At 65.2% G+C, this 23,973-nt stretch carries 18 protein-coding genes; 7 read left to right on the forward strand and 11 right to left on the reverse strand.

The features are described 5' to 3' along the window. The first annotated feature begins 48 nt into the window (after window positions 1-48). The gene (locus ACIA8C_RS21115; protein ID WP_397137104.1) at window positions 49-861 is read left to right on the forward strand and encodes an SAM-dependent methyltransferase; all 813 of its coding nucleotides are present in this window, start codon (window positions 49-51) and stop codon (window positions 859-861) included. 103 nt (window positions 862-964) lie between these two features. After that, window positions 965-1,303: a DUF6300 family protein gene (locus ACIA8C_RS21120; RefSeq protein ID WP_397137106.1), complete on the forward strand. Its 339-nt coding sequence runs from the start codon at window positions 965-967 to the stop codon at window positions 1,301-1,303. On the opposite strand, the gene dnaE is transcribed toward ACIA8C_RS21120, so the two are convergent. From dnaE to ACIA8C_RS21160, 8 genes are all read right to left on the reverse strand, one after another. Continuing rightward, the gene (gene dnaE / locus ACIA8C_RS21125; RefSeq protein WP_397137441.1) at window positions 1,287-4,850 is read right to left on the reverse strand and encodes a DNA polymerase III subunit alpha; all 3,564 of its coding nucleotides are present in this window, start codon (window positions 4,848-4,850) and stop codon (window positions 1,287-1,289) included. The genes ACIA8C_RS21120 and dnaE overlap by 17 nt on opposite strands. Before the next feature lie 192 nt (window positions 4,851-5,042). Beyond that, complete coding sequence (locus tag ACIA8C_RS21130; RefSeq protein ID WP_397137109.1) at window positions 5,043-6,002, reverse strand: LysR family transcriptional regulator; 960 nt, start codon at window positions 6,000-6,002, stop codon at window positions 5,043-5,045. Between the two features lie 229 nt (window positions 6,003-6,231). After that, window positions 6,232-7,431: a dipeptidase gene (locus tag ACIA8C_RS21135; protein ID WP_397137111.1), complete on the reverse strand. Its 1,200-nt coding sequence runs from the start codon at window positions 7,429-7,431 to the stop codon at window positions 6,232-6,234. A 249-nt stretch (window positions 7,432-7,680) separates the two neighbouring features. Next, entirely contained in the window at window positions 7,681-8,532 is an 852-nt protein-coding gene (locus ACIA8C_RS21140; RefSeq protein ID WP_397137113.1) for a class I SAM-dependent methyltransferase, read from the reverse strand. Between the two features lie 220 nt (window positions 8,533-8,752). Then, window positions 8,753-9,643 carry a class I SAM-dependent methyltransferase gene (locus ACIA8C_RS21145; protein ID WP_397137115.1) on the reverse strand — a complete coding sequence of 297 codons (891 nt, stop codon included), beginning with the start codon at window positions 9,641-9,643 and terminating at the stop codon, window positions 8,753-8,755. Between the two features lie 409 nt (window positions 9,644-10,052). Continuing rightward, window positions 10,053-11,315, reverse strand: coding sequence for a hypothetical protein (locus ACIA8C_RS21150; RefSeq protein WP_397137118.1), 1,263 nt, complete (start codon window positions 11,313-11,315; stop codon window positions 10,053-10,055). A gap of 17 nt (window positions 11,316-11,332) precedes the next feature. After that, window positions 11,333-12,193: an alpha/beta fold hydrolase gene (locus tag ACIA8C_RS21155; protein ID WP_397137120.1), complete on the reverse strand. Its 861-nt coding sequence runs from the start codon at window positions 12,191-12,193 to the stop codon at window positions 11,333-11,335. 39 nt (window positions 12,194-12,232) lie between these two features. After that, window positions 12,233-12,403, reverse strand: a complete 171-nt coding sequence (locus ACIA8C_RS21160) for a hypothetical protein (RefSeq protein ID WP_397137123.1) — start codon at window positions 12,401-12,403, stop codon at window positions 12,233-12,235. Between the two features lie 121 nt (window positions 12,404-12,524). Between ACIA8C_RS21160 and ACIA8C_RS21165 the strand changes: the two genes are divergently transcribed. Next, a complete protein-coding gene (locus ACIA8C_RS21165; RefSeq protein ID WP_397137125.1) occupies window positions 12,525-14,834 on the forward strand; it encodes a tetratricopeptide repeat protein in 2,310 nt (769 codons plus the stop codon). Window positions 14,835-14,903: 69 nt separating this feature from the next. On the opposite strand, the gene ACIA8C_RS21170 is transcribed toward ACIA8C_RS21165, so the two are convergent. Next, window positions 14,904-15,929 carry an SEFIR domain-containing protein gene (locus ACIA8C_RS21170; protein WP_397137127.1) on the reverse strand — a complete coding sequence of 342 codons (1,026 nt, stop codon included), beginning with the start codon at window positions 15,927-15,929 and terminating at the stop codon, window positions 14,904-14,906. Window positions 15,930-16,077: 148 nt separating this feature from the next. After that, window positions 16,078-16,929: a DUF1707 domain-containing protein gene (locus ACIA8C_RS21175; RefSeq protein ID WP_397137129.1), complete on the reverse strand. Its 852-nt coding sequence runs from the start codon at window positions 16,927-16,929 to the stop codon at window positions 16,078-16,080. Between the two features lie 471 nt (window positions 16,930-17,400). Here ACIA8C_RS21175 and ACIA8C_RS21180 point away from each other — a divergent pair, with 471 nt between their 5' ends. Beyond that, window positions 17,401-18,147 carry an ABC transporter permease gene (locus tag ACIA8C_RS21180; protein ID WP_397137132.1) on the forward strand — a complete coding sequence of 249 codons (747 nt, stop codon included), beginning with the start codon at window positions 17,401-17,403 and terminating at the stop codon, window positions 18,145-18,147. Window positions 18,148-18,183: 36 nt separating this feature from the next. On the opposite strand, the gene ACIA8C_RS21185 is transcribed toward ACIA8C_RS21180, so the two are convergent. Then, a complete protein-coding gene (locus ACIA8C_RS21185; RefSeq protein ID WP_397137135.1) occupies window positions 18,184-18,741 on the reverse strand; it encodes an SRPBCC family protein in 558 nt (185 codons plus the stop codon). Between the two features lie 18 nt (window positions 18,742-18,759). Here ACIA8C_RS21185 and ACIA8C_RS21190 point away from each other — a divergent pair, with 18 nt between their 5' ends. The 3 genes from ACIA8C_RS21190 (at window position 18,760) to ACIA8C_RS21200 (ending at window position 23,972) form a co-directional block, all read left to right on the forward strand. Further along, on the forward strand, window positions 18,760-19,791 hold the full coding sequence (locus ACIA8C_RS21190) for an LLM class flavin-dependent oxidoreductase (RefSeq protein ID WP_397137137.1): 1,032 nt from the start codon (window positions 18,760-18,762) through the stop codon (window positions 19,789-19,791). Window positions 19,792-20,248: 457 nt separating this feature from the next. Then, window positions 20,249-22,090 carry a hypothetical protein gene (locus ACIA8C_RS21195; RefSeq protein WP_397137140.1) on the forward strand — a complete coding sequence of 614 codons (1,842 nt, stop codon included), beginning with the start codon at window positions 20,249-20,251 and terminating at the stop codon, window positions 22,088-22,090. Beyond that, window positions 22,080-23,972 carry a TOMM precursor leader peptide-binding protein gene (locus ACIA8C_RS21200; RefSeq protein WP_397137142.1) on the forward strand — a complete coding sequence of 631 codons (1,893 nt, stop codon included), beginning with the start codon at window positions 22,080-22,082 and terminating at the stop codon, window positions 23,970-23,972. The genes ACIA8C_RS21195 and ACIA8C_RS21200 overlap by 11 nt, the downstream gene beginning before the upstream one ends. Window position 23,973: the final 1 nt, after the last annotated feature.

Below are 23,973 nucleotides of genomic sequence, written 5' to 3' on the forward strand. Positions count from 1 at the left end.
GCGGTATACCTCGTTGGTATCGATCCCAACGCGCAAGGAGACTTCGGCGTGTCCGATGGCCCTATCGACCTGCATACCGATGTGCCGCACCCGGCTCGGATGTATGACTATTTCCTCGGCGGCAAGGACTCCTACGATGCCGACCGGGTGGCTGCCGAGCAGGCGCTGCGCGAATTTCCGCACGTCCAGTTGACCGCCCGTACCAATCGCGAGTTCATGCGGCACGCTACGCGATTCCTTGCGGCGCAAGGGATTCGGCAGTACCTCGACATCGGTACCGGTATTCCGACCGAACCGAACCTGCACCAGGTCGCCCAGGAGCAGGCGCCCGAGTCCAGGGTCGTGTACGTGGACAACGACCCGTTGGTGCTCGCGCACGCGCGGGCGCTGCTGGTGAGCACTTCCGAGGGGCGAACCACCTACCTGCAGGCCGACGCGGCGGATCCGGCGGCCATTCTCGCCGCGCCGGAATTGCAAGCGACACTGGACCTTTCGAAGCCGGTGGCGGTGTCGCTGATGGCGGTGGTGCACTTCGTGCCCGGTGACGTCTACGAGATGGTGCGGACCTTGATGGCGCCGTTGGCGCCGGGGTCCTATCTGGCGATGTCGCATGTAACAACGGATTTCGATGACGGTGACGCGGACCCGGAAGGCATGGCGCGGCTGTTGCAGGTCTACATCGACCGCGGGATTCCCGTGCGGCCGCGGACCCGCGCCGAAGTCGCACGGTTCTTCGATGGACTGGAACTCGTCGACCCCGGTGTCGAGGTGATCCACCGCTGGCGTCCCGAGGGCATCGAATGCCCGAAAAGCTATGACAAGCGAGTGTCGCTCTACGGTGCCGTCGGCAAGAAGGTCTGAGGCCGTAGGGGATCATCGAGTTATCGCCAATTCACAACTGGTGGTTGGGGATTACGCGTTTCGGTTGTTGGACATCGCACTCGCGATCTAGTCGAATCGATCCGTGACCGAACTCGAGATCTCGTATGTCGATGATGTGCCGTGCAATCGGTGCGCGGGCACGGTGATATGCGCCATGCGGGTTCCCCATTCCTTCCTTCGGGCAGACGGGGTAGAGGTGCGCGGGACCAGATCCGTCGGCCTCTGCCCGTCTTGCGACGGCGAAACTCGCGCGGCACGAGCGGTGCTCGATCACCTCGTTCGCCACGGCGATCTCGCGCAGGCGGACCTGCCCGAGATCGCCGCTCTGCTCGGCGAATTGGCGTCGCGGGCGTTACCGGCGGAACTGGACGAGGAACTGTTGGGTGCGGCTGCGGCGGAGTTCGTCAGGGCAACACCTTGATTCCGCGCAGCGCCCGCAATTCGCCGAGCAACGCCGGGCTCACCGCCACCGGATAGTCGGCGACCGCCAGGATTGTCCGCTTCTCCCGATGGCACAGCACGATCCGCACCGGAGTGCTGCCGTGATGGGCTTGCAGTGCCGACTTGAGTTCCAAAACGCCTTCGCGGTCGGTGCTTTGGGCGTTGAGCTCCAGCATCAGGGGCGGGCGTTGCTGGCCGCCATCTAGGTGGCTCACGTCGAGCACCGCGACGTGCGAGCCGAACACCGACATCTTGTCCTCGCGCCAGTTGACGCGGCCTTCCACTACGACAACGGCGTCGACGGCCAGATCCATGGCGAACACGCTGTAGCTCTTCGGGAAGAACAGCACCTCGATCGAGGCGTCCAGGTCCTCCACCACCGCGATGGCCCAACTCTCACCCTTCTTGTTCACTCGGCGCTCCAGGGCCGAGATGATGCCCGCGACCGTGACCGTCCCCTCCTTCGGTGGATTGGCCAGCACGCCGGCGATCGGCTTCGGCGCACTCTTGCGCAGGATATGGTCCGCGCCATCGAGCGGGTGGCCGGAAACGTAGAGCCCCAGCATTTCCCGCTCCAGCGCGAGCATGTCTTTGCGCGGCCATTCGTCCGCGTCGAAGCGCAGGTGAGCCAGCGGCGAGGAATCGCCTGCCGCCTCCTCGGCGCCGTCCGGCACCCCGAACAGGTCGAACTGGCCCAGCGCCTCCTGGCGTTTCAGTCCGGTGACCGCGTCCACGGCTTCTTCATGGACGGCCATGAGCGCTTTGCGATGCTGGCCGAAGGAGTCGAAGGCGCCCGCCTTGATGAGCGATTCCAAGACACGCTTGTTGCAGCAGACCAACGGCGACTTCTCGACGAAGTTCGCGAACGAGGTGTATTTGCCCTTCGCCGTGCGGGTTTCGATGATCGAGTCGACCACGTTGGCCCCGACATTGCGCACGCCGCCGAGCCCGAACCGGATATCACCGCCCACCGCGGAGAACCGCAGTGCGGACTCATTCACGTCCGGCGCAAGTACTTTGACGCCGAGCTGCCTGCATTCGGACAGGTAGATGGCCGACTTGTCCTTGTTGTCGGACACCGAAGTCAGCAGTGCCGCCATGTATTCGGCTTGATAGTTGGCCTTGAGATAGGCGGTCCAATAGCCGACCAAGGCGTATCCGGCGGCATGCGACTTGTTGAAGGCGTACCCGGCGAACGGCAGCACGGTGTCCCACAGCGCCTGCACGGCCGCATCGGAGAATCCGTTGTCCCGCATGCCCGCCCGGAAACCCTCGAACTCCTGCTGCAGCACGTCGAGCTTCTTCTTACCCATCGCGCGGCGCAGCACGTCGGCGCGCCCCATGGAGAAGCCCGCGACCCGCTGCGCGATCTGCATGATCTGTTCCTGATAGACGACCAATCCGTAGGTCTCGGCAAGGATTTCGCGCAGCGGCTGCTCGAGCTCCGGGTGGATCGGCTCTATCCGCTGCCTGCCGTTCTTGCGATCGGCGTAGTTGTTGTGCGTGTTCATCGCCATCGGTCCCGGCCGGTACAGCGCGTTGACGGCGACGATGTCCTCGAAACCGGTCGGCCCGAGTCGCCGGAGCAGTTCGCGCATCGCGCCGCCGTCGAGCTGGAACACGCCGAGACTGTCACCGCGGCCGAGCAATTCATAGGTCTTCGGGTCGTCGGTGCCGAGCGCGTCCAGGTCGACCGTCTCGCCGCGGTTGGCCTGGATGTTGTCGATCGCGTCGCCGATCACCGTGAGGTTGCGCAAGCCGAGGAAGTCCATCTTGAGCAGGCCGATGGCCTCGCAGGACGGGTAATCCCAGCCGGTGATCATGGCGCCGTCGTCGCGTCGCCACAACGGCGTCACGTCGATCAGCGGTTCGGACGACATGATCACCGCGCAGGCGTGCACACCGGCGTTGCGGATCAAGCCCTCGAGGCCGCGCGCGGTGTCCATGATGGTTGCGACGTCTTTATCGGTCTCGATCAGCGCCCTGACCTCGGACGCCTCCGGGTAGCGTTCGTGCGACGGATCAGTGATGCCCGAAAGCGGAATGTCCTTGGCGGCCACCGGCGGTGGCAGCGCCTTGGAGATCCGGTCGGCGACGGCGAAGCCCGCCTGACCGTAGTGGACGCGCGCGGAGTCCTTGATCGCCGCCTTCGTTTTGATCTTGCCGAAGGTGATCACCTGCGCGACGCGATCAGAACCATACTTCTCCGTCGCGTAACGCACCATCTCACCGCGGCGGCGATCGTCGAAGTCCATATCGATATCCGGCATGGACACCCGCTCGGGGTTGAGGAATCGCTCGAACAACAGGCCGTGCGCGATCGGGTCCAGGTTGGTGATGCCCATGGCGTAGGAAACCAGCGATCCCGCGGCCGAGCCCCGGCCGGGGCCGACGCGGATGCCCTCCGCGCGCGCGTGATTCATCAGGTCCGCGGTAATCAGGAAGTAGGCGGGAAACCCCTTCTCCACGATGATGTTCATCTCGAACTCTGCCCTGCGCACATACTCTTCGGACACCCCGCCGGGAAACCGCCGATCGAGTCCGCGCATGACCTCCGCGCGGAACCACGAGTTCGCGTCGTAGCCCGGCGGCGCTTCGTAGATCGGCATCCGATCGGTATGCGCCCACACCTCGGCGTAGGACTCGACCCGTTCGGCGACCAGCAAGGTGTTGTCCGCCGCGCCGGGCACCTGGGTGTCCCAGTACGCGCGCATCTCCTCGGCCGATCGCAGGTAGTAGCCATTGCCGTCGAACTTGAATCGTGTTGGGTCGCTGAGGGTTTTCCCGGCCTGCACGCACAGCAGCGCGGCGTGCGCCTCGGACTGGTCCTTGGTCACGTAATGCGAATCGTTGGTGGCAAGCGGGGGCAGGCCGAGCTTGGCGCTGATCTCGAGCAGGCCGTCGCGGACCGATCGCTCGATCGGCAAGCCGTGGTCCATCAACTCCACGAAGAAGTTGTCCTTGCCGAAGATGTCGCGGTAGTCGGACGCGGCCCGCATCGCCTCCGCGTGCTGGCCGAGGCGCAGCCGGGTCTGTACCTCGCCGGACGGGCAACCGGTGGTGGCGATGATGCCCGCGGCGTGCTGGGCGATGAGCTCGCGGTCCATCCGTGGCTTGCGGTAGTAGCCCTCGACGCTGGCCAGCGACGACAGCTTGAACAGGTTGCGCAGACCCCGCGAATTCTGCGCAAGCATGGTCATGTGGGTGTATGCGCCGCCGCCGGAGACGTCACCGCCGACGCCCTCGCCATTGGATCCGCGCTGGCCGGCCTGTCCCCAGAACACCGGCTTCTTGTGGTGCCTGCTGCCCGGTGCCAGGTAGGCCTCGATGCCGATGATGGGTTTGATGCCCGCTTTCGTGGCGACCTGATAGAACTCGTCCGCGCCGAACATGTTTCCGTGGTCGGTCATGCCGACCGCGGTCATCCCGAGCCTGCCTGCCTCGTCGAACAGCGGTTTGATCTTCGCCGCGCCGTCGAGCATGGAGAATTCGGTGTGGACGTGCAGGTGAACGAACGAAGACAACAGACGCCCTCCAAGATGCGATCCGGGTTCGGATCGCCCTATTCGAGCCGAGTGCGCGAGGGAGGGTCAAACAATCGACACGCGTGCGTCGACAACCGATGGTTGTTCGTGCTGGCAGTGTGTCGCGAAACAGAAGCGGGTGCAGGCGAATCCGGGGCGGTCATGAGACGGCCGCCATGTCCGCGCCTCAATTGATCAGGGGCTCTTGGCCGGGTGGTTTGCCCAGAGTCCGCTGTGCAGTTCTGCCGCTGGCAGCCAATGGATTTCGGGATCGTACGGCCGAAAGTCGGCGGTCACGTAGTCGATGAGGCGGGGCAGCGCGGGGTGCCGATTCCGGCGCTGCCACAGCATGGAATGCGGGTAACCGGGTATCGGCTCGACGACCGGGATCTGCACCACCTCGGGATGCCATGGGGCGCGCAGTCTTTCGCCGGTGAAGACGAAGCTGTCCGCTGTGTCGGCGATATCGTCGAGCAGGTGTTCCAGGCCGAAGTAAGGGCCCGAGGTATCGATGGTGAGCCGGAACTCGGCGGCGAGATCGTCGTAGTACTGCCGCCATTCGCTGCCCGGTTCGTTGCCAGGCATCCGCGCGACCGAATCGGTCAGCTCGCTCAGCCGGATCTGGCGGTGCGCCGCGAGGCGGTGTTTGCGGCCGATCAGCACGTGCACTGGCTCGAGGTAGGCGGGGACATGGTCGATCGAGGGGTCGAGTGCGCCGACCACCCTGGCGAAGGCGACGTCGATCGCGCCGTTGACGAGTGCGGACCGCCCGCTGCGCAGGCCGCTGGAGGTGATGATGTCGACCTCGACGCCCGCGTGCGCGTGCGCGAAATCTCTGATCAATTCGGTTGCCACGATCCGGGTTTCGAGCACATCGACGCGTAGCGGGCGCACCCGTCCACTGACTGATTCGCTGGCCTGATCGGCCAGCGCGATGAGGGCCCTGGCATGGGGGAGGAAGGTGGTGCCGTCCTCGGTGAGGCCGCTCCCGTTGCGCGAGCGCTGGAACAGGGTGGTGCCCAGACCTGCCTCCAGCTTGGCGATCCGCTTCGAGATCGCCTGCTGCGTCAGCCCCAGCTGGTCCGCGGCCGCACCGAAATGCTGATGGTCGGCGATAGCAATGAACGCGCGAACCGCGCCCAGATCCAATTCCACCCTTACTCCTCCCACAACTACCGGTTGTCTACCTTCGCATAGAGCAGACATCCGCCGCGGATCAGTCCGGCGTCGTCGAGTCCGGCACCGGCTCGATGATGAGTCCGAAATCGGCGTCGTGGCGTTCCTGGCCCTAGGTCACCGAGCCTGCCGCGTGAGGTTTCTCGCTCACCGTGCTGGGTGTAACACACCTAGCCTCGGTCGTGCGCCCTCGGACACTCGTCGACGGTCAGGGCGTGGGAGCGTCGAGTTGGTCGATGGTGGCGTTTGAGGGGGTGCGGGTGCGTTGCAGTTTGCCCGCGACGTCTTCGGCGTCGCGGAGGACGCGGACGGCGTTGTGCCAGGTCAGTTTTCCGATGTCGGGCGCGGACCAGCCGCGGCTCAGTAGTTCGGCGATCAGGGTGGGGTAGCCCGCGACATCGTGCAGGTCGGTGGGGAGGTAGTTGGTGCCGTCGAAGTCGCTGCCGAGGCCGATGTGGTCGATGCCTACCTGCTCGCGCAGGTGGTCGAGGTGGTCGGCGACGGTTGCCGCGGTCAGCTCAGGGCGCGGGTGGGTGGCTTCGTAAGTTCGCCGGCATGCTGTCGCCTCCGGTGACCAGTCCATCCGGTGGAAGCCGTTGGCGTGCGCGTATTCGTCCGCCGCGGCCGCCCAGTCCTTGGCCGCGGGGAGCAGGAAGTATCCGACGAAGGCGGCCATCGCGACGCCGCCATTGGCGGGCAGCGTGGCCAAGACGTCGTCGGGGATGTTGCGCGGGTGGTCGCAGAGGGCGCGCGCACAGGAGTGCGAGAAGATCACGGGCGCTTCGGATGTCGCGATCGCCGCACGCATGGTGTCGGGGGAGACGTGGGAGAGATCGACGAGCATGCCGACGCGATTCATCTCGCGCACCACCTCGGCACCGAACGCGGTGAGCCCGCCCGCCTTCGGTTCGTCGGTGGCCGAATCCGCCCACGGCACATTGTCGTTGTGCGTGAGGGTCAGGTACCGCACACCCAGTCGATGCAGGGCACGCAACGTCGCGAGCGAGCAGTTGATGCTGTGGCCACCTTCGGCCCCCATCAACGAGGCGACCCGGCCTGCTGCGCGTGCGGCTTCCATTTCGTCTGCGGTGCAAGCCAATTGCAGCCGATCGGGGAATCGTTCGGTCAGCGCCCGGACGAAGTCGATCTGCTCCAGGGTGGCGCTGACGGCGGCGTCGCCTGCCAAGCTGCTAGGCACGTACACCGACCAGAACTGCGCGCCGACCCCACCGGCGCGAAGCCGATCGAGGTCGGTGTGCAACCGCGCACTCTGATCCGCCGCCAGGTCGACGGCATCGAGATCGTAACCGGCCTCGACCCGCATAGCCCATGGAAGATCGTTGTGACCATCCACCACAGGGGTATCGCGGAGGACGGCGTGCGCGCGAGCGAGCAGAGGGGAGGTCACGACTCTGTTCTATACGCGTGACGCGCGGGTGTCGACTGCTTCGGGCGGTCTGGGTTCGATTGGAGTCAGATATCCGGGAGACAGGTCTGGGGCCCCTCGATCAGCTGATGGGTACCGCTAGCCGCGCAGTTGACGACCGCGTCGATGATCGGTTTGGGGGGTGCTGTTGTCGTCTGAGCTGCCCAGTGCGGAGTTCCCCACAGGTTGCATCCGTGACCGCCTTCGAATTCCGAACCGGTACAGCCGAGTTCAGCGGGATGATGCGGGGAGCGGTGAGTTCGACATCGGACGGGTGACCGCACCCGCGGCCGGATCCTTCACGCCGACGCCGACGGCGACGAAGGCGCCGGTGCGGCGGAAGATCACCTCGTAGCATCTCGCGGCCACGGCGAGCGGCAGCGTGACGGTGCTGGTCAGCCGCCCGATCATGTTGCGCACACCGCCTCGGGACCACACCTCGGTGAGATGCGATCCGGCGGCCGCGTGCGTTGGACCATCCATCCACCCGGCGAGGGTGTGTCCACCGGACAGATTGAGGGTGCGAGCTTGCAGTCCGACGCTCGTGAGCAACTCGGTGAGCACCGGTCTGGAGAAGTGGAACCGATGCTCTGGCAGGTTCCATCCGCGCCAGGCGGCGCCGAACATGTGCGACTGCACGCTGGTCGGGTCGGGGACGGCGATCACCAGCGAGCCACCGGGACGGAGCAGCGCGGCCGCGGCTCGCAGCTCCGCGTTCGGCCGCGGAATATGTTCCAGCACATGCCAATACACAATCGCGGAGTAGCGATCGGAATGATCGATCAAGTCGGAGGTTCGGCTGTTGAGCACGCCGGGCGCGGACGAGTGCGGATCGATTGCCGTGACGTAGCAGCCGCGGTGTCGCAGCACGTGAGCGAGGCGCCCGGCGCCGGCGCCGACCTCCAGCGTGTTGCTGAAGTCCACGCGTTGGCGCGCCAGGCGCCAGGTGACGTACTGGCAGATGAGGTTCATCAGCCCGCGCACCACCGGTGGATACCCGAGTTGGGCACGGTCGCCGGCGTCGTGTGCTGCGTGCAGCGCGTCCTCGGCAATGTCTGGACTGGCGGCCAGTCCGCAAGACACGCAGCGATGTAATTGAATCCGAGTATCGAAGCAAGCTCGACAACTCTCGGCTGCGCGCGGGCAGGCGTGCGTGAGCGTCATGAATTACCTCCGGAACATCCGTACCCCGCAGCGAATGAAGGGGCCGACATCGAACGTTAGCGAGCAATGGTCGGAGAGAGAACCAGTTGCGGAGGTTGCGCTAGTTGCGCAACACAAGTCGGGTTCCTGCACGGTGTTCTCAGTGCGCGTCGTGCTGGCTCGGCGCTCGGCGGACTATCTTGGGCGCCGCCGTGTTTGCCTTGCGCAACGTCCATTGGGCGCAGCCGAGATCGCCTGCCCGGAAGGCTGCCGCACACATGCCGAAGTAGTACAGCCATGTTCGGATGACGGTGTCACTGACGCCTTCGAAATGCAGTGCGTGCGAGGACCGTTCGAGGTTGTCGGCCCATTGCGTGAGAGTCCTGGCGTAATCGGTACCGATTTCATCGGACGACTCGACATGGAACTGCGCGAGTTCTGCTGCAGAGCTGATGAGTTCCTTCGACAGAATTTGTCCGCCGGGGAAGATGTTTCTCCGTATCCAGGTGTCGTGCCTGCCGGATAAGACCATGCGGGCGTGGCTGGTGTAAATGAATTGCAGCACGAACGTACCGCCGGGGACGAGGGCCGCCGATACGGCGGAGAAAAACTCATCGATGTGCTCGCCGCCGACCGCTTCGATCATCTCGATACTCACTGCCGCGTCGTAGGTTCCATCGATGGATCGATAATCGGCTACTCGGAAATCGGCGGACGATCCGGCGGCGAGAGCGCGGTTCCTGGCGAAATCTATCTGGCGCCGCGCGAGGCTGATCGCCACGACGTCGAGGCCTCGCCGAGCTGCTTCGAGGCTCAATGTACCCCAGCCACAGCCGATTTCGAGCATCGACTGGCCGTGCCTCAGGCCGGTTCGGTCGAGCGTGGTCTGTATCTTGCGGCGTTGAGCGTCGGCCAGCGTGTCGTCGCCGTCCTTGTCGAACATGGCAGAGCTGTAGGTGTAGGTCTCATCGAGAAAGTTCGCGAAGAATCCGGTAGGCACGTCGTAGTGAAATGCGGCGTTCTCCCGGGCCTTGTCGACGCTGTTGGCCATGAGCCTGGGCGACCTGGCCAGGATCCGTGCGGCCGCTCGGCCGTACACCGATGAAGCTGCTCGCTTCAGTAATGCGGCAAAGGGCTCGAGGACGCCAGCAAGGTCTGCGGTATCCCAGTCGCCGTTGACGTATGCCTCGGCAACTCCGGTGATCGGGTTTCCGGCAATGCGGCGAAAGAAATTGCGCTGGTTCAAGATGACGAGCGTCGGCCCGTCGAGGGTGGGGGCGGTACCGGACGGCACAACCCGTACCTGCACCTGTAGCCTGCGGCAGAGGGCGAAGAAAACTATCTTGGTGAAGGGCACGGCGATCGCCTGCAAGCGGCCCGCGCTTGCCGCATTACTGCTCGCCGTCGGTTCGCCGTTTCCTATCGCATTGACCATGGTTCTTACTTTCTCCGAACTGGGTTCACTTCTGTGGCCCCCCTTGAATCGAGAAATAGACCTGCACGGCCGTCAGCACGATCGGCAGTATGACCGCCACGAAAAAGGCGGGAAGTTCGATGCGTCGGATGACCCGCAACGGACGAACGGAAATGGCGCGCACTTCCTCGATTCGCTTGCGAAAGTTTTCCTCCTCGATGGGGCTGAGCGGGCCGGTGGCGGTAGCCGTGGCGTACAGGGTTGCTATCCGACGCTGCTGGGCCGCGGCCGACATGCCGTGTAACGCGTAGGCCGGGACGACCGTCACTGTCGGGAGCATGATCGACCAGATGATGAGCACCACAATGACCCAGGGCACGTTGTTGAATCCGAACGCGAGCAGCGTGATCGACATGGCGGTGCCGTGGATGGTGAGTGACAGCACGACTGTCCGATAGGTATCGGTGACCGATTTCCAGCCGAATACACCGTCGCGGTTCAGCCAATCGAGGTCGCGTTCGGCCACCGCGGTAAAGCCGAAGAAGGTCCAGATCGAGATCAATCCGACGAGATTCTGGATCAACACCAGAAACATGCCGAGGGCCATCAGGCAGATATAGACGAGGAAGCCGGCCGGATGGTAGATCGACGCCCACCAGGATCGGTAGGAATCGGAAACCCACGGAACTTCCTGCCCAGCGGACAGATTGCCCGCATAGGCGCGGAAGATCCCATTCTGATTCGCGCCGATCACCAGTGACATAGCGGTGAGAAGTGCGGCGAGGACGATGAGTACCAACCCGGTATGGCCTGCCCTGTTCAACCCCGTGTTCGCACTACGTACCAACCCCTGCAGCCCCGTTGTGCCCGCCGGTCGGTGTTCGACGAACCGCTTGATGAATAGGACGCGGTGCAGCCTCGAGTACGACGGTGTGCCGCGATCCCGCAGCGCGCCGCTCGCGACGAGCGCGGGTACGCACAGCTTCATCATGCGCCACTGTCGATGAACGATCGGCAAGGTCAGGCAGATGACGGCTATCAAGATGATGTGGGTGAAGTCCCGGACAAGGGTGAAACGTGGCTGGGATCTCGATGATTCACTGATGCCAAGGCTGCGCCGCACATCGTTGACCATCTGGAAATCCGATGCCTGTCCGAAGGTTCCTTGCCGAAGTGTCAGTGCGGTCAGGCTCAACGCGACTATCGGCAGTAGCAGTAGCAGCGGCCAGGTAGGCCACGTCGCCGACTTTTTCAGTGGCGGCACGGACAAGAACGGGTCGAAGGCGACCGGCGTCCCGGAATGCGTCATCGCAGCCTGCTACCCACCTACTGGGAAAGGGAGAGAATCAAGTCGGCCAATTCAGCGGGGCGTTCGAGCATCGGCATATGCCTGCATCTTTCGACGGTCAACTCTTCGGAAATGTTCAGTATCTTGCGCAACCGGAGGTAATCGCGGTCGGTCGACATCCGGTCCGATGCCCCCCTGATGACGACCGTCCGGCTGGAGACAGTTCTGGCCAGCTCGGCCAGATTTACCGTGTGCGCCGCGCCGAAGACCTTGATAAGCCGGGCAGTCCGACGCCCACCGATGTACTGGAGCGCATCCCGGAGCACCTCGGGGTCGAGCCCTGCCGGGTCTTCGATGTAGGCCCGCATGGTGAGGGAGCGAACAAGTTTCGATTGCACCGCGCGCCTGGAGACGGCGGCGGGGATCGCGGCGCCGACGAAGTGTGCCAGGGTAATTGTGAACAACCCGGGGTTCCGGAGCGCCGCCCTCGGGTCGGTGAGCACCGCCTCGACGTCGAACAGCACCGGGTCGACCAACACCAGGGTGTCGACGAGATCAGGTCGTGCTGCCGCGATCTGCAGGGTGACCAACGCGCCGAGCGAATGTCCGACCAGCACACTACGTTGCACGCCGATCTGGTCCAGAAATCGGATGGTCTCTCGGGCAACTGACTTCAGATCGTAGGTACCGACCGGCGGCACGCTCTCTCCGGAGCCGGGGAGGTCGAGGACGAGGGTTCGGCGCGTCGCGGCGACACGCGGTGCTACCGCGTTCCAGAAGTCAAGTGAGGTGCCGAGACCGTGCACCAGGACAACATCGCCGCGGTCACCGGGATCGAGCGGGCCATTGCGGAAATATCGGATGCCGTGACGGGTTTCGGTGGGAAGACGCAACATCATCGCTCTCTGGTCGAGGTGGGGGAACATGCGCGATTCGGCCTACTTGGTCGGTGGCGACAGCGGGCGGGCACAGGACGGGCGGCCACCGATCCGAGTGGGTTGATGGGCGTTGCCCGCTGGGGCGGTGCCGTCGGCTCGTGCGGTGGGCCGCTCGTCGGTCCTGGCGACGCGGGTGACCGCCGCGCCCCCGCGGTGTCGGAATGAATCCATCCTGCGTCGCACCGGTTCCTCCCATTTCTCCTCTTGGTTACCGAGGCGCGCTTGGCGACAATGAATGCGCCTGGCATTCGCTAGTTTTCATGGATCAGATCCGGTACGGGAGGGTTGCGCGATGGCGGATGGACCGCAACCCGCAACCACGCCGGGTGGGCCGCCCGACTCGGCGGCGGCCAGGCAGGCGTTCGGTCGCGAGCTCAAGCGGTGGCGCATGCTGCGTGGTAAATCGCAGGGCGAATTGGGCAAGGCCGTGTACGTCGATAAGTCGGTGATCAGTCGTATCGAGAACGGACAACGTCCCGTCGCCGCGGACTTCGTCGCCGGCTGTGAGCAGTTGCTCGACGCGGGCGGTGCACTGTTCGCGCTGGCACCGACCCAGGGGCCCGCAGCGGTGATCCGCGCCGTACCGTTGCGCGAACTGGGCTTACCGCCCGCGCCGCGGCTCGTCGGGCGGGAATCTGAGCTGTCGGCGCTGGTGTCAACGCTCGCGTCAGGCCAGGCACGACCCGGGTCGTCGCAGGTCTGCGTGGTCCGGGGCATGCCTGGCGTAGGGAAGACCGCGCTGGTGCTGTGCGCCGCCCACCAGTTGGTCTCCACTTTTACCGATGGCTGTGTTTACCGCGATTTAGGTGGCGACACGACCGGTCTGCCACCGGTGCGACCAGAAGATCTGCTCGAATGGTTGCTGCGGCATCTGCAAGTCGATGTCGACGTGATACCTGCGAGTCTGGCGGACAGTGCGGCACTGTACCGCGGGCGCACCAGGGGTAAACGGATGTTGTTAGTGCTCGACAACGTCCGGGATATCGGTCAGGTGATGTCCGTCATCCCGTCGGATCCAGGGTGCGCGGTGATCGTTGCCACCCGTCATCGACTGAGCTCGCTCGACGTCGTCCACAGCATCGATCTGTCCCCGCTGGCCACAACCGACGCGAGAGAACTACTGCGGAAGATGGTTTCATCGGACGATTCAACTGATGAAGCAGGCCTCGATGCCGCCGTCGCGGAGATAGTTCAGCGCTGCGGCAATCTTCCGCTTGCCATTCACGTTGCTGCGGGCATGTACAGGCGCATGCCACATCGCGGCCTGAGCGGTGTCCGCACGCAGCTGGACGAGGCGGCCGGGGATATCCGCGCGCTGTCTGATGGAGTTACGAGTGTGGCCGGTATTCTGCGGACGGCACTCGCGGAACTCGATGCGTCGGAACGCGATTTGTTCCGGCTGTTGTCTGTGCATCCGGGACGCGACTTCACCGCGGAGTCGGCGGCGGCGCTCGCGGACGTCGATCTATCGGGCGGACAACGGCTGATCGACGGGCTGTGGGACAGACATCTGCTCGTCGCCGGCCGGGGCCGTGGCTACGGCATGCACGATCTGCTCCGTGAATTGTCGGCGGATGATGCCGCCACACTCACCGAGACGGAGCGGGGCGGCGCATTGCGGCGGCTGCTCGCGCGGTATCTCGGCATCGCCCACGCCGCGGATATCCTCGTCGCACCGCACCGGAATCGAACGCCGTTACCCGACACGGTCGACGCGGTCGCTGGAGACACTCGGTTCGGCAGCCCAGAGAAGGCACTCGGCTGGTTCGATGGCGAAGAAGAGACGCTGGTTGCCCTCGCCCATGCGGCGCGGGCGGCCGGGCAGGACGAATACTGTTGGCACCTGGCGCATATTTTGCGCGGATATTTCTTCCACACGCGCCGATGCGCACCATGGATCGCGGTGCATGAGGACGCACTCGCGTGCGCGCTCCGGCGCGGCGACAGTTGGTGGGAAGCGACCACTCGCAACAACCTCGGACTGGCCTTCGCGATGCAGCATGACCTGGACCGCGCTTCCCGGCAGTACGAGCGAGCGCTGGCCATCTTCACCGCATCGGGAGATGACATCAGCGCAAGCCACACGCGCGGACATCAGGCGTGGATCCATCACCTGCGCAAGGAGTATGCCGCCGCCATCGACACGGCCCGTGCCGCACTCACCGTGTATCAGCGGGAAGGCATGCGCCGCAACGCGGCCATCATGATGCGTGAACTCGGCGGATCGCTCGCAGCGCTGGACCTGACCGCGGAGGCGGCCGGACAGTTGGGCGCGGCCATCGCCGAATTCCGGGTGCTTGGGCTGGATCTGGACCTGAGCATGGCGTTGAGCTCGCTTGCGGCGATCAGCCTGCGGTCCGGAGATCCGGTCGAGGCGGTGGCGCATTTCGAGGAGGCGGTCGCGGTCGCTCATGCCTGCGGTAGCGGCATACAGGAAGTTGCCGCGTTGCAAGGACTCGGCGACGCCGAACTGGTCATCGGACGATCGGAAGTTGCGACGGCGCATTGGTCGGCTGCGTTGGCACTGGTGGACGAACTCGACCTGCCCGGCGGCGGCGACCTTCGCCGCAGGCTCGGGGGCAACCGCGTCAGTGGCGAATGAGCCCACGGACGTCCTTGCCGCGCAGCGGGTGCGGCGGTGCCAGCGCCGGAGCTCGGGAGTGTTCGCCGACTACGTGAAAAGTGTCGGATTCCCCCACGCCAGTGCGGGTAGCTTGCCCGAGCGGCCGACCGCCGCCATCGCCCCGGCCAGCATGGGGTTGTCGAGCGTGTCCGGCCGATAGGCAACCAGGCGCAATCGCAGTACTCCTGTCACGTCGTAGCGGATCTTCGCGGGCTCGCCGTAGGTCACCTCGACCTGTTGCTGTGCTTCCCCGTCCAGGAAGACCTGGAAGTAGCCGACCTGTCCGGCGTCCGAGGCGTTGTCCAGCACTCCGACGACCGACTCGAACGCACGAAACGAACGGCGAAAGTTGTATTCGATCGGGCTGCGGGAGTCGCCGCAGAAGTTCGAGCATTGGTGCACGATGCTGTTTCCGTAGTGGATGCCGTTGAGGTCCGCACCCGTCAGACGCAGATCTCCGCCGCGCACAACAGGTTCCAGTGCGATCGTCAGCAGCCGCGCCGTGCGCTTGCCTGATGTGACACTCGGCGGCGAAGATTCGGGCGACCGGCTGACGAACGTCGGACCGACATAGTTTCCGCGCGGTGGTGCGGGGTATTCGGAGACACCGCTGAAGGCCGCGAGTAAATCGTTGACCCCCTCGGTCGTGAATTCGCTGATCGCGTATCGGGTGGTCGAGTGGGCAGCGAGGAAGACCGGAATCTCGTCGATCGAGCGTCCGGGGAGCACGACCGGCAGTATGCGCCGTGTTTCCGCGCGTAAGTCTCTCGTGAGGCCATCGCGGATGATCGCAGCCTCGAATTGCGCACCGCGCCCCTCGTCCGCCGCGGCGCTGCCGTCCGCACGACGCTTGTAATCGGGTGATGCGATGACCAGGACGAAGTCTGCCGACGTGAGCTGGTCGATCGCCCATAGCGACCAGTCGCGGCGTTCGTAGTCATCCCACGCGTCGAGCCGGACATCGACACCGGCTTCGCGGCGCAGGAAGGTGCAGAACTCGCGTACCAGACGTTTGTGATCGGCTGTGTCATGGGAATAGGAAACGAAAACCCGAGGTGCCGTCGTATCCGACATCTGCCCTTCTTCCTTTCTGGTCGTCGTCGTTGCCGGTCTGTGTGTCCGCAAGGTCGGACCCGTTTCGCACCAACCGCTTTCACGCGACTACGCTGATTCGGGCGAACCCGCGAGAAATCCATTCCGGATTACGTGACCGTGCGATCGCCTACCGTGTCGCGCGAAGATCACCGAATACCCCCATGGAATCGCCGCCGCCGCTGAGATCGGTCGCCTGCAGGCGCAGGCGCAACGGCTTGTCAAATTCGAGATGGATCGGGGCCGTGGCACCGAGTTTGACCGTGGTGTCGGTAATGAGCACCCCGTCGGCATAGATCTGGAACTGCATGGCTATATCGCTCGGTGTCGAGTCGTCCCGGACGCCGAGCACACCGTCGAGTCGGGTGAACTTGCGGCCGAGATCGTATTCGACGAAGGCGAGATCGCGTCGGTAGGGCTGGAGCATGACCGACCGGGTGTATGGGGTGCCCGACACCGTGCCCGGCCCGGTATCGAAACTCCAGTAACTGCTACTGGACAATTTTTTGAAGTCCATCAGGTATTGCACCGCGTCGGCGGTGGAACCGGACCCGGTTATGGTCGAAATCGGCGTGGCCGTATTGGATTGCGCGGTGGTGGATTGCGTCGTTGTGGAGGTGTGCGCGCTGGTCGAGGGCGCTGTGCTCGGAACGCGTGCGATCGCGGTGGTGGCTACCTCGGCCGGGCGGGTCTGCGGCGACTGGTGTTGGACCAGCACCACCACCGTGGCGATCAGCGCGACGCACGCGACACTCAGCGCGGCGGCCACTAGGGGCCACCGGCTACGCCGGGCGCCTTCAGCTGCCGGAAGATCCGCGAAAACGGCATCAAGGTCCGCTTTGGTGACGGCATTGGCGATCGTCCGGGACCGCAGGTCGAATTCGTGCAAATCGATTCGGCCGGCCGCATGATGTTCATTGAGAAGTGTTAGTGCGCGGTCCTTTTCGGACGTTCCGATTCGTCGTGTCAGATTCTCTTCCATCCACGGCAGTGTAGTGCAGCGACGCGGTTTTGGAACCTGTTGTGTCGGTATCGTTTTGGGTTGAGATCGGTGCTGTAGGTTGGCGGCATCCTATGAAAATCCCATTTAGTAATTCGAACGAAATGACAGTTGTCCGTGCGAGATCGACGTTCGCATCGAAAGCCATTGAAACCCGACGGTGTGACGTCTGGAATGAGATTCAACCGCGAGGCGATCGGCATACTCACCTGGCCGTTGAGTTATTGCGCTCGAAATTGTCTGCGCTAACTAGCTTCCTGTGTCGTTCAGTTCAGTCTCGCAGCGAAGGCATACCGTGTCTGTCCGTCGAACACTCGACAGGCTTGCGACACTGCCCGATGTGGTCGGCCACTCGCTGGCGGTTCGGAGCCGAGGCGGTTGCGATCGCGACGAAGCGAGCCGCCACGCTCCGGGTAACGCTGTCGCCGGTAGTTGGTGTGGGAGGGTGCGGGCATGAACTCGGTCGCGACGCCAGGTATCGGGTTGGCGGTGCTGTGTCTCGTGCTGGTCGCGGCGGCCACAGCGCTGTATTGGGGAGCCGACCTCGGGTCGATTACCGTCGCGCCCGCCGCGGCGTTGCGTGCTGTGGCGCAGCTGTCGGTGGTGGCGCTGGTGTTGGCTGCGGCGTTGGCGCACTTGTGGTCGTCGTTGTTGGTGCTGTTGGTGATGTTCGTCGCCGCGACGCTCACGGCGGCAGGTCGGGCCCGCGCAGGGGTGTCGGGCGGCTGGCTCACCCTCGCGGTTGGCGCCGGCATCGCGGCGGTGCTACCGGCGATGCTGGTCAGCGGTGTGGTTCCGGTGACCGGGGTGGCTGTTGTCCCGGTCGGCGGGATCATTCTCGGCGGCACCATGACTGCCACGTCGCTGGCCGCTCGACGGTCACTGGACGCGTTGACCCAACGCCGCGGTGAAGTGGAAGCGGCATTGAGCCTCGGGCTCACTGATCGCGACGCACGGCTCGAGATGATTCGCTCGACCGCCGCCGATGCGTTGCTGCCTGGCGTCGATCAGACGCGGACCGTCGGGCTGGTCACGTTGCCCGGCGCGTTCGTCGGTGTCCTGGTGGCCAGCGGATCCGCCGCGCAAGCGGCCGCCGTGCAGATACTCGTGCTGCTGGGTTTGCTGCTCGCGCAAGCCTGCGCGGTAGCGGTGACCACCGAGCTCGTGGCGCGCGGTCGGGTGCGGCGCTCGGGCCGATGATCATCGCCACCGCGGTAACCATCGCATGATTCGATGTTATGGGCGGGGATCGCTGTCGACCTGGGTGCGGATCCAGGTGAGGTTGGCGCGCATGCCGGTTGCCCATTCCTCGAGTCGCCGCGCGACGATTCGTCCTTCGAGTTCCGGGGTGGCGGTGATCGCTGCGGTCAATCCCGATGGGGCAGGGCCCATTCGGGCCCACTGGCGGATGAGCACGCCTTCTCGGGCCTGGTCTATCTCGAAGGCCCAGGTGGCGCTGGTGGTGTCGTCGGGGCCGACTACTCGCCAGACCCAGCGACGCCGGGGTTCGACCTCGACGACTTCGCAGACGGTTTCCCAGGATCCGAGGGCGGGGTGATCGTTTCGGCCGCGGAACCGTGCCCCGGGCTCGACTCGGTCCGCTGTGCCCTCCCACTGGACGGACTTCAGCTCGGGTGAGCACCGTGCCGGTAGCTCTATGTCGGTGACCATGGCCCACGCGGTGTCCGCGTCGCATGGAATACGTTCCGCCACTTCGATAGTGGGACAGTCTCGATAGCGCACCTGCACCCTTCCCTGCTGCTGGGATCCGAACTCTCTATACGCTATGGCCACTATGCCCGAGGAGGCGCGATGCGTATCGGTGTACTGATCGAGCCACGGCTGCCCGGCGCGGTGGAGTTCGCCGTCGCGGCAGAGCAGGCGGGGGCCTCGTCGCTGTGGGCCGCGGAGGTGTGGAGCTACGACGCGCTCACCGGACTCGCCTATCTGGCGGCCAAAACGTCATCGATCCGGTTGGGGACGTTCGTGGTTCAGCTCGGATCGCGCACACCAGCGCTGTTGGCGACGTCGGCGCTGAGCCTGCACGAGCTGTCCGGCGGACGATTCGACCTCGGTATCGGGGTTTCCGGGCCACGGGTCATGGAGGGGTGGCACGGCGTCCGGTTTCGCCGTCCGGTGCAGACCACCCGCGAGACGATCGAGATCATCCGGACGGTGAGCCGCGGCGAACGCCTCGAACATTCCGGCGAGATCTATCCGCTGCCACTGCCGGACGGGCCCGGCCGGGCATTGCAACCCCTGGTGAATCCGGCGCACGTGCCCATCTACAACGCCGCGATGGGTCCGCGGAACCTGCGGCTGACCGGCGAGCTGGCCGACGGCTGGCTCGGTAACGCGTTCATCCCCGAAGCGGCCGAGGTTTTCCTGGATCCGTTGCGCGAGGGCGCGATGCGCGCCGGTCGCGCGCTCGCCGATCTCGACCTGGTGGCGCCGGTCGCCGTCGAGATCACCGACGACGACCAGGCGGCAGCCCAGGCGATCGACAAACACGCCGAGGGATACGCGTTCACCATCGGTGCCATGGGCGTAGGCGGCCGGAACTTCTACAACGACGCCTTCACGCGTCTCGGTTTCGGAACGGCCGTCGCCACGGTCATCCAACTGTGGCAGTCCGGCGACAAAGCCGCCGCGCGCCGCGCCGTGCCCCGCGAACTCGGCGAATTGACCAACCTCATCGGGACTCCCACCAGGATCGCCGAGCGATTGCGGCACTATCGGGGCGCCGGAATAACCAGCCTGCTCGTCAAACTCGACGGCGACTACCAGCGGCAGCTGTCGACGTTGCGTCAACTGATCGCTATCGAATCCCGCGGCACGGATTGACGGAAGAGTGCCCGGCCTCCCGCTGCCCACCGGCACCGGGAGGCCGGGCGCGGCGGCTATCCTTCGAGGCCGCCGACGAGAATTCCCGGGTCACGGTCGCAGCCGCTACAAACGCAGTGCCCGCAGGTGCAGCATCCGGAACAGTCGCACGGGGGGATCAGACCCGTTGGCACCGAGCGGTCGTCGGCCATGGTCAGAAGTTCGGGTTCGAGATTCAGCAATTCAAGGGCGAGTTTCGCCGAGGTAGTAGACATTTGCCAGTCCTCTCCTGAATAGGTGGAGCGAGAACTTCGAATATGCTTGCCGCGCTTTCCCTTTCGACAGGGCAGTGGGCCCTGTCGAACCGGGTCTCGCCCCGCTCCGGCTGGGAAAATTTCCCAGCTTTCCGGGAATCGGTGCTCTGTCGGCGTGACCGTCGGCCGTGTGATCGTGCTCCAAGAGGCGAAAGGAGCCCGGCATGCGTCCACGATTGGATCCGGCTGTGCGCTATGTGGCCTGCCCCGACGGGGTCTACCTGTTCGGAGATCGGGGCGCGCGCACCCTACGGGGAGCCAGAGCATTCGAATGGCTCAGCCGGCTCGAACCGTATCTGAACGGCGAACTGGAATTGGACATGCTGACCGCGGCGCTGCCCGCCGACCAGCGGGCCACCGTCGAGGGCATGGTGACGGTGCTGCACGAGCACGGTTACCTCACCGACGCGCGAGACGATCTTCGCCATCGCCTCTCGAAGGCGGACCAGCAGACCTACGCGCGCGAGATCGCGTTCCTGGCCTGCGCGATCGACTCGCCGGAGCATCGGTTCCAACGGCATCGGGAGGGGCGGGTGACTGTGTTGGGCGCTCCCGGAACCGAATCCGTCGTGCGCGAGGTCGTCGCGGCCGGAGTGCGATCGGGCTGGGCGGATGTTCGCGTCTTGGCGGGCGAGCGGGACCTCGTCGAGCTGGCGCGGGCCGCCGAAGCCGCGCGCCGCGACGAACAGCAACGGGTTGTCATCGAGACCGCGACGACGCAGGCGGCGGCCGACTTCCACTACACCGACGTCGTGCTGCAAATCTCCAGTGCCCTGGACGATTTGGAGGCGTTTGTCCCTTCCTGCCCGCGCGGCGCATCCCTCGGGCAGATGTTGATCGGTACCGACGAAGCGTGGATCTCCGAGGTCGGCGATTCCGTCGGAATCGCGGCCGCGTCCTGTTGGAAACGCCTGCGCGCCAACCGCAAAGGCACAGAAACGCGGCGGCAGAATCGCTGGGTCACCGGACCCGTGCCCGCTGTACTGGCCGCACATATGGTCCTTTCCGCTTTTCGGCATCGCACGGGATTGGCTACGCTACCGGCCCCCGGGGCGAGCGGACCGCGATTGACCAGGGTGGATCTGCGGACCCTCGATATGACAGCGCACCGGGTTAATGGTGTCGCTCAACGTGATTCACAATCGTCGGAGGGGTGTGGCGGCGACCAGATCGCCTCGACGCTCGACGATCTCCTCACGAAGGGCGCTGCGCTCGTCGATGAGCACACCGGCGTTATCGGTGTTCTCGATGAGGGCAACCTGCCGCAGTTCCCGCTAGCGCTTTGCCGCGCGGTTGTTTCGGATCCGGCAGCGGTGGTTCCGGCCGGGGCTCCGCTTCCGGAAGTGCTCGGGTGGGGATCGGACCAGCGCGTTGCTTGCATCGGGGCATTGCTCCGCGCGTTGGGCGTGTACGCATGGCTCGCCACGGACACGGCAACGAAGACAACCGGCCTAAATCTGCTGACTGGCGAAACACTGACGCTGCCACCTGAAATCGCGAGCGACGCAACGAACCAACCGGCTGTCGGCGTCGCCGCGGGACTCACTCAGGCGGACGCCATCTCGTGGGGGTTGCGCCAGCAATGCGAAGCACTGCTCATCGAGCGCCGTGCGCGGTGGACGGCACCGGTCGTCGACGCGCATCGAGTACCGCTCGACGAGGCCGGTGGTCGGCTCCTGCACCAGCTCGACGTGGCGGGCTGCCGGACATCCGTGCTGGATCTCGGTGACATCCTGCGGATTCCGGCCTACGCCGTGCGTACCGATCGCGGTGACGAGGTGGTGAGTTGCGCGGCTACCGCCCAGGATGCCGTGCGGGACGGGTTGGCGCGCACGTTACTGGCCTGGCAGGGCTACCCCGCCGGCTGTACCGCCCCGGTGGTGTCCGAGGAACCCGGTGTGCTCGTGCAGGCATTGCACAAGGCCGGATTCACGCCTGTCGCAATGATTCTCGACAGCGATGTCACGCTCGTGCACACCGTCCGGGTGGTGCTCGATGCCGCATGACATCGCCGTGCTCGGGGCGGGGCTGCTCGCAAGCGCCGTTCGGACAGCCCTGGCGGCAGCAGGTAACCGCGCCACCGATGACGAACAGTCCTGCGCCGCGTTGGTAGTGGCTGAGGACGGTCCGGGCACTACCAGTTCTGGTCACCGCCACGACAAGCCGTGGATTCCGGTGCAGCTGAACCATACTCGGGTGCTCGTCGGGCCCGGCCACCATCCCGGTACGCCGGGCTGCCCGACCTGCGCGCACCGCCGCCGCGAACACAACCGTGCCGACGCGCCCCAACGCGCGGCACTGACCGAACAGTTCGGCGCGGAACTGTTGCACCGGTCCTCGCCTCTGCTGCTGGAGACCACGGCGGCCGCGGCGGCGGCGCTCGCGGTCACCGAGGTGGAACGGTTGGTGGCGGGCGCGCCGAGTACGACGCAGTGGAGCCTCGACCTTGCGACGGCGGTCACCAGCAATCACGTGATCCTGGCCGATCCGTTGTGCCCGGATTGTGCCGAGCTGCCGGACGATGACCCCGATCTGGCGCGAATCCGGCTCGCGCCCAACTCGAAACCCGAACCGGGCCAGTTGCGCCTGCGTGATCTGACCGCGGATTTACCTGAGCTGCAACGGACTTACGTTGACGCGGACACCGGGATGGTCCGCGCCATCACCACCTGGACCACCGCGACCTGCCCGATATCGAAGGCGGAGATCGAATCCGAACAGGCACCCGCGAGCAGCCACGGTTACGGACGCGGCTTCGGTGTCGACGCGACCAAGGCCGCCGCGGTGGCCGAGGCGCTGGAACGTCTTGGCGGACAACGCCCCCGCGCCCGGCGTACCGTGGTTCGCGCCGCGTATTCCGACATCGTCGATAAGGCCGTCGACCCGCGCACCTTCGGCCTGTACTCCGACGAGCGGTACGACACCCCCGGCTTCTGGTTCCATCGCTACCACCCGGACCTGGAAATACCCTGGGTGTGGGGGTATTCGTGCACCCGTGCCGCACCCGTGCTCGTCCCGGAGTGCCTGGCGTACTACGGAGTCCACGGCCGCCGTTTCGTCTACGAGACCTCCAACGGTTGTGCCGTCGGAAGTTCGGTCGTTGAGGCGGCCCTGCACGGCCTGCTGGAGGTCACGGAGCGAGACGCCTTTCTGCTCACCTGGTACGCCAGGCTACCCGTGCCCCGAGTCGACCTGAACTCGGCGAGCGATCGCCGGATTCCGCTGCTCGCGGATCTCGTCGCGCATGAATTCGGTTACGAGGTAGCGGCTTTCGACTGCACCACCGAAACGGGCATTCCGGCGTACTGGCTGATGGCCGTCGACAAGACGCCCGACGCCGGCAGGCCGAGGGTCCTCTGCGGGGCGGCCGCGCACATGCTTCCAGAGCGCGCGATGCTGAGCGGCATACAGGAAATGCTCACCATGCTGGAGGGATTCGTCGCCCGCTACGATCCCGACTCGGCACGTCGAATGGTTGTCGACGACACCGCGGTCGGCGATATGGACGACCACAGCACCCTCTACGGTCACTCAGACGCCTTCGCGCGCTTCGACTTTCTGCCCTTCGACGGCCCGCAACGGCCGATACCCCACCCGGCGTGGCCCGAATCCATCGATCTCACCTGGGATTTGCTGCAGCTCATCGAGCGGTATAATGGCAGTGGCCTTGATGTCCTTGTCGTCGACCAGACCTCGTCGGAACATCGGGCGGGCGGGCTGGCCTGTGCCAAGGTGCTCGTTCCCGGCACGCTGCCGATGACCTTCGGACACCGGAACCGCCGCGACCACGGACTGCCGCGAATATGCACGGCACCAAGAGTTCTCGGCTATGCCGAGCACGATCTCGCCCCGGACGAGGTCAATCCATATCCGCACCCGTTCCCCTGAG

Origin of the sequence: Nocardia sp. NPDC051321, from assembly GCF_044455225.1 — a bacterium.
Lineage (GTDB): Bacteria > Actinomycetota > Actinomycetes > Mycobacteriales > Mycobacteriaceae > Nocardia.

Bases quoted from the DNA above. Each gene is read 5' to 3' on its own strand.
- ACIA8C_RS21145 (WP_397137115.1), bottom strand. From the start codon at position 9,643: ATGGCCAACAGCGTCGACAAGGCCCGGGAGAACGCCGCATTTCACTAC.
- ACIA8C_RS21150 (WP_397137118.1), bottom strand. From the start codon at position 11,315: ATGACGCATTCCGGGACGCCGGTCGCCTTCGACCCGTTCTTGTCCGTG.
- ACIA8C_RS21155 (WP_397137120.1), bottom strand. From the start codon at position 12,193: ATGATGTTGCGTCTTCCCACCGAAACCCGTCACGGCATCCGATATTTC.
- ACIA8C_RS21160 (WP_397137123.1), bottom strand. From the start codon at position 12,403: ATGGATTCATTCCGACACCGCGGGGGCGCGGCGGTCACCCGCGTCGCC.
- ACIA8C_RS21165 (WP_397137125.1), top strand. From the start codon at position 12,525: ATGGCGGATGGACCGCAACCCGCAACCACGCCGGGTGGGCCGCCCGAC.
- ACIA8C_RS21170 (WP_397137127.1), bottom strand. From the start codon at position 15,929: ATGTCGGATACGACGGCACCTCGGGTTTTCGTTTCCTATTCCCATGAC.
- ACIA8C_RS21175 (WP_397137129.1), bottom strand. From the start codon at position 16,929: ATGGAAGAGAATCTGACACGACGAATCGGAACGTCCGAAAAGGACCGC.
- ACIA8C_RS21180 (WP_397137132.1), top strand. From the start codon at position 17,401: ATGAACTCGGTCGCGACGCCAGGTATCGGGTTGGCGGTGCTGTGTCTC.
- ACIA8C_RS21190 (WP_397137137.1), top strand. From the start codon at position 18,760: ATGCGTATCGGTGTACTGATCGAGCCACGGCTGCCCGGCGCGGTGGAG.
- ACIA8C_RS21195 (WP_397137140.1), top strand. From the start codon at position 20,249: ATGCGTCCACGATTGGATCCGGCTGTGCGCTATGTGGCCTGCCCCGAC.
- ACIA8C_RS21200 (WP_397137142.1), top strand. From the start codon at position 22,080: ATGCCGCATGACATCGCCGTGCTCGGGGCGGGGCTGCTCGCAAGCGCC.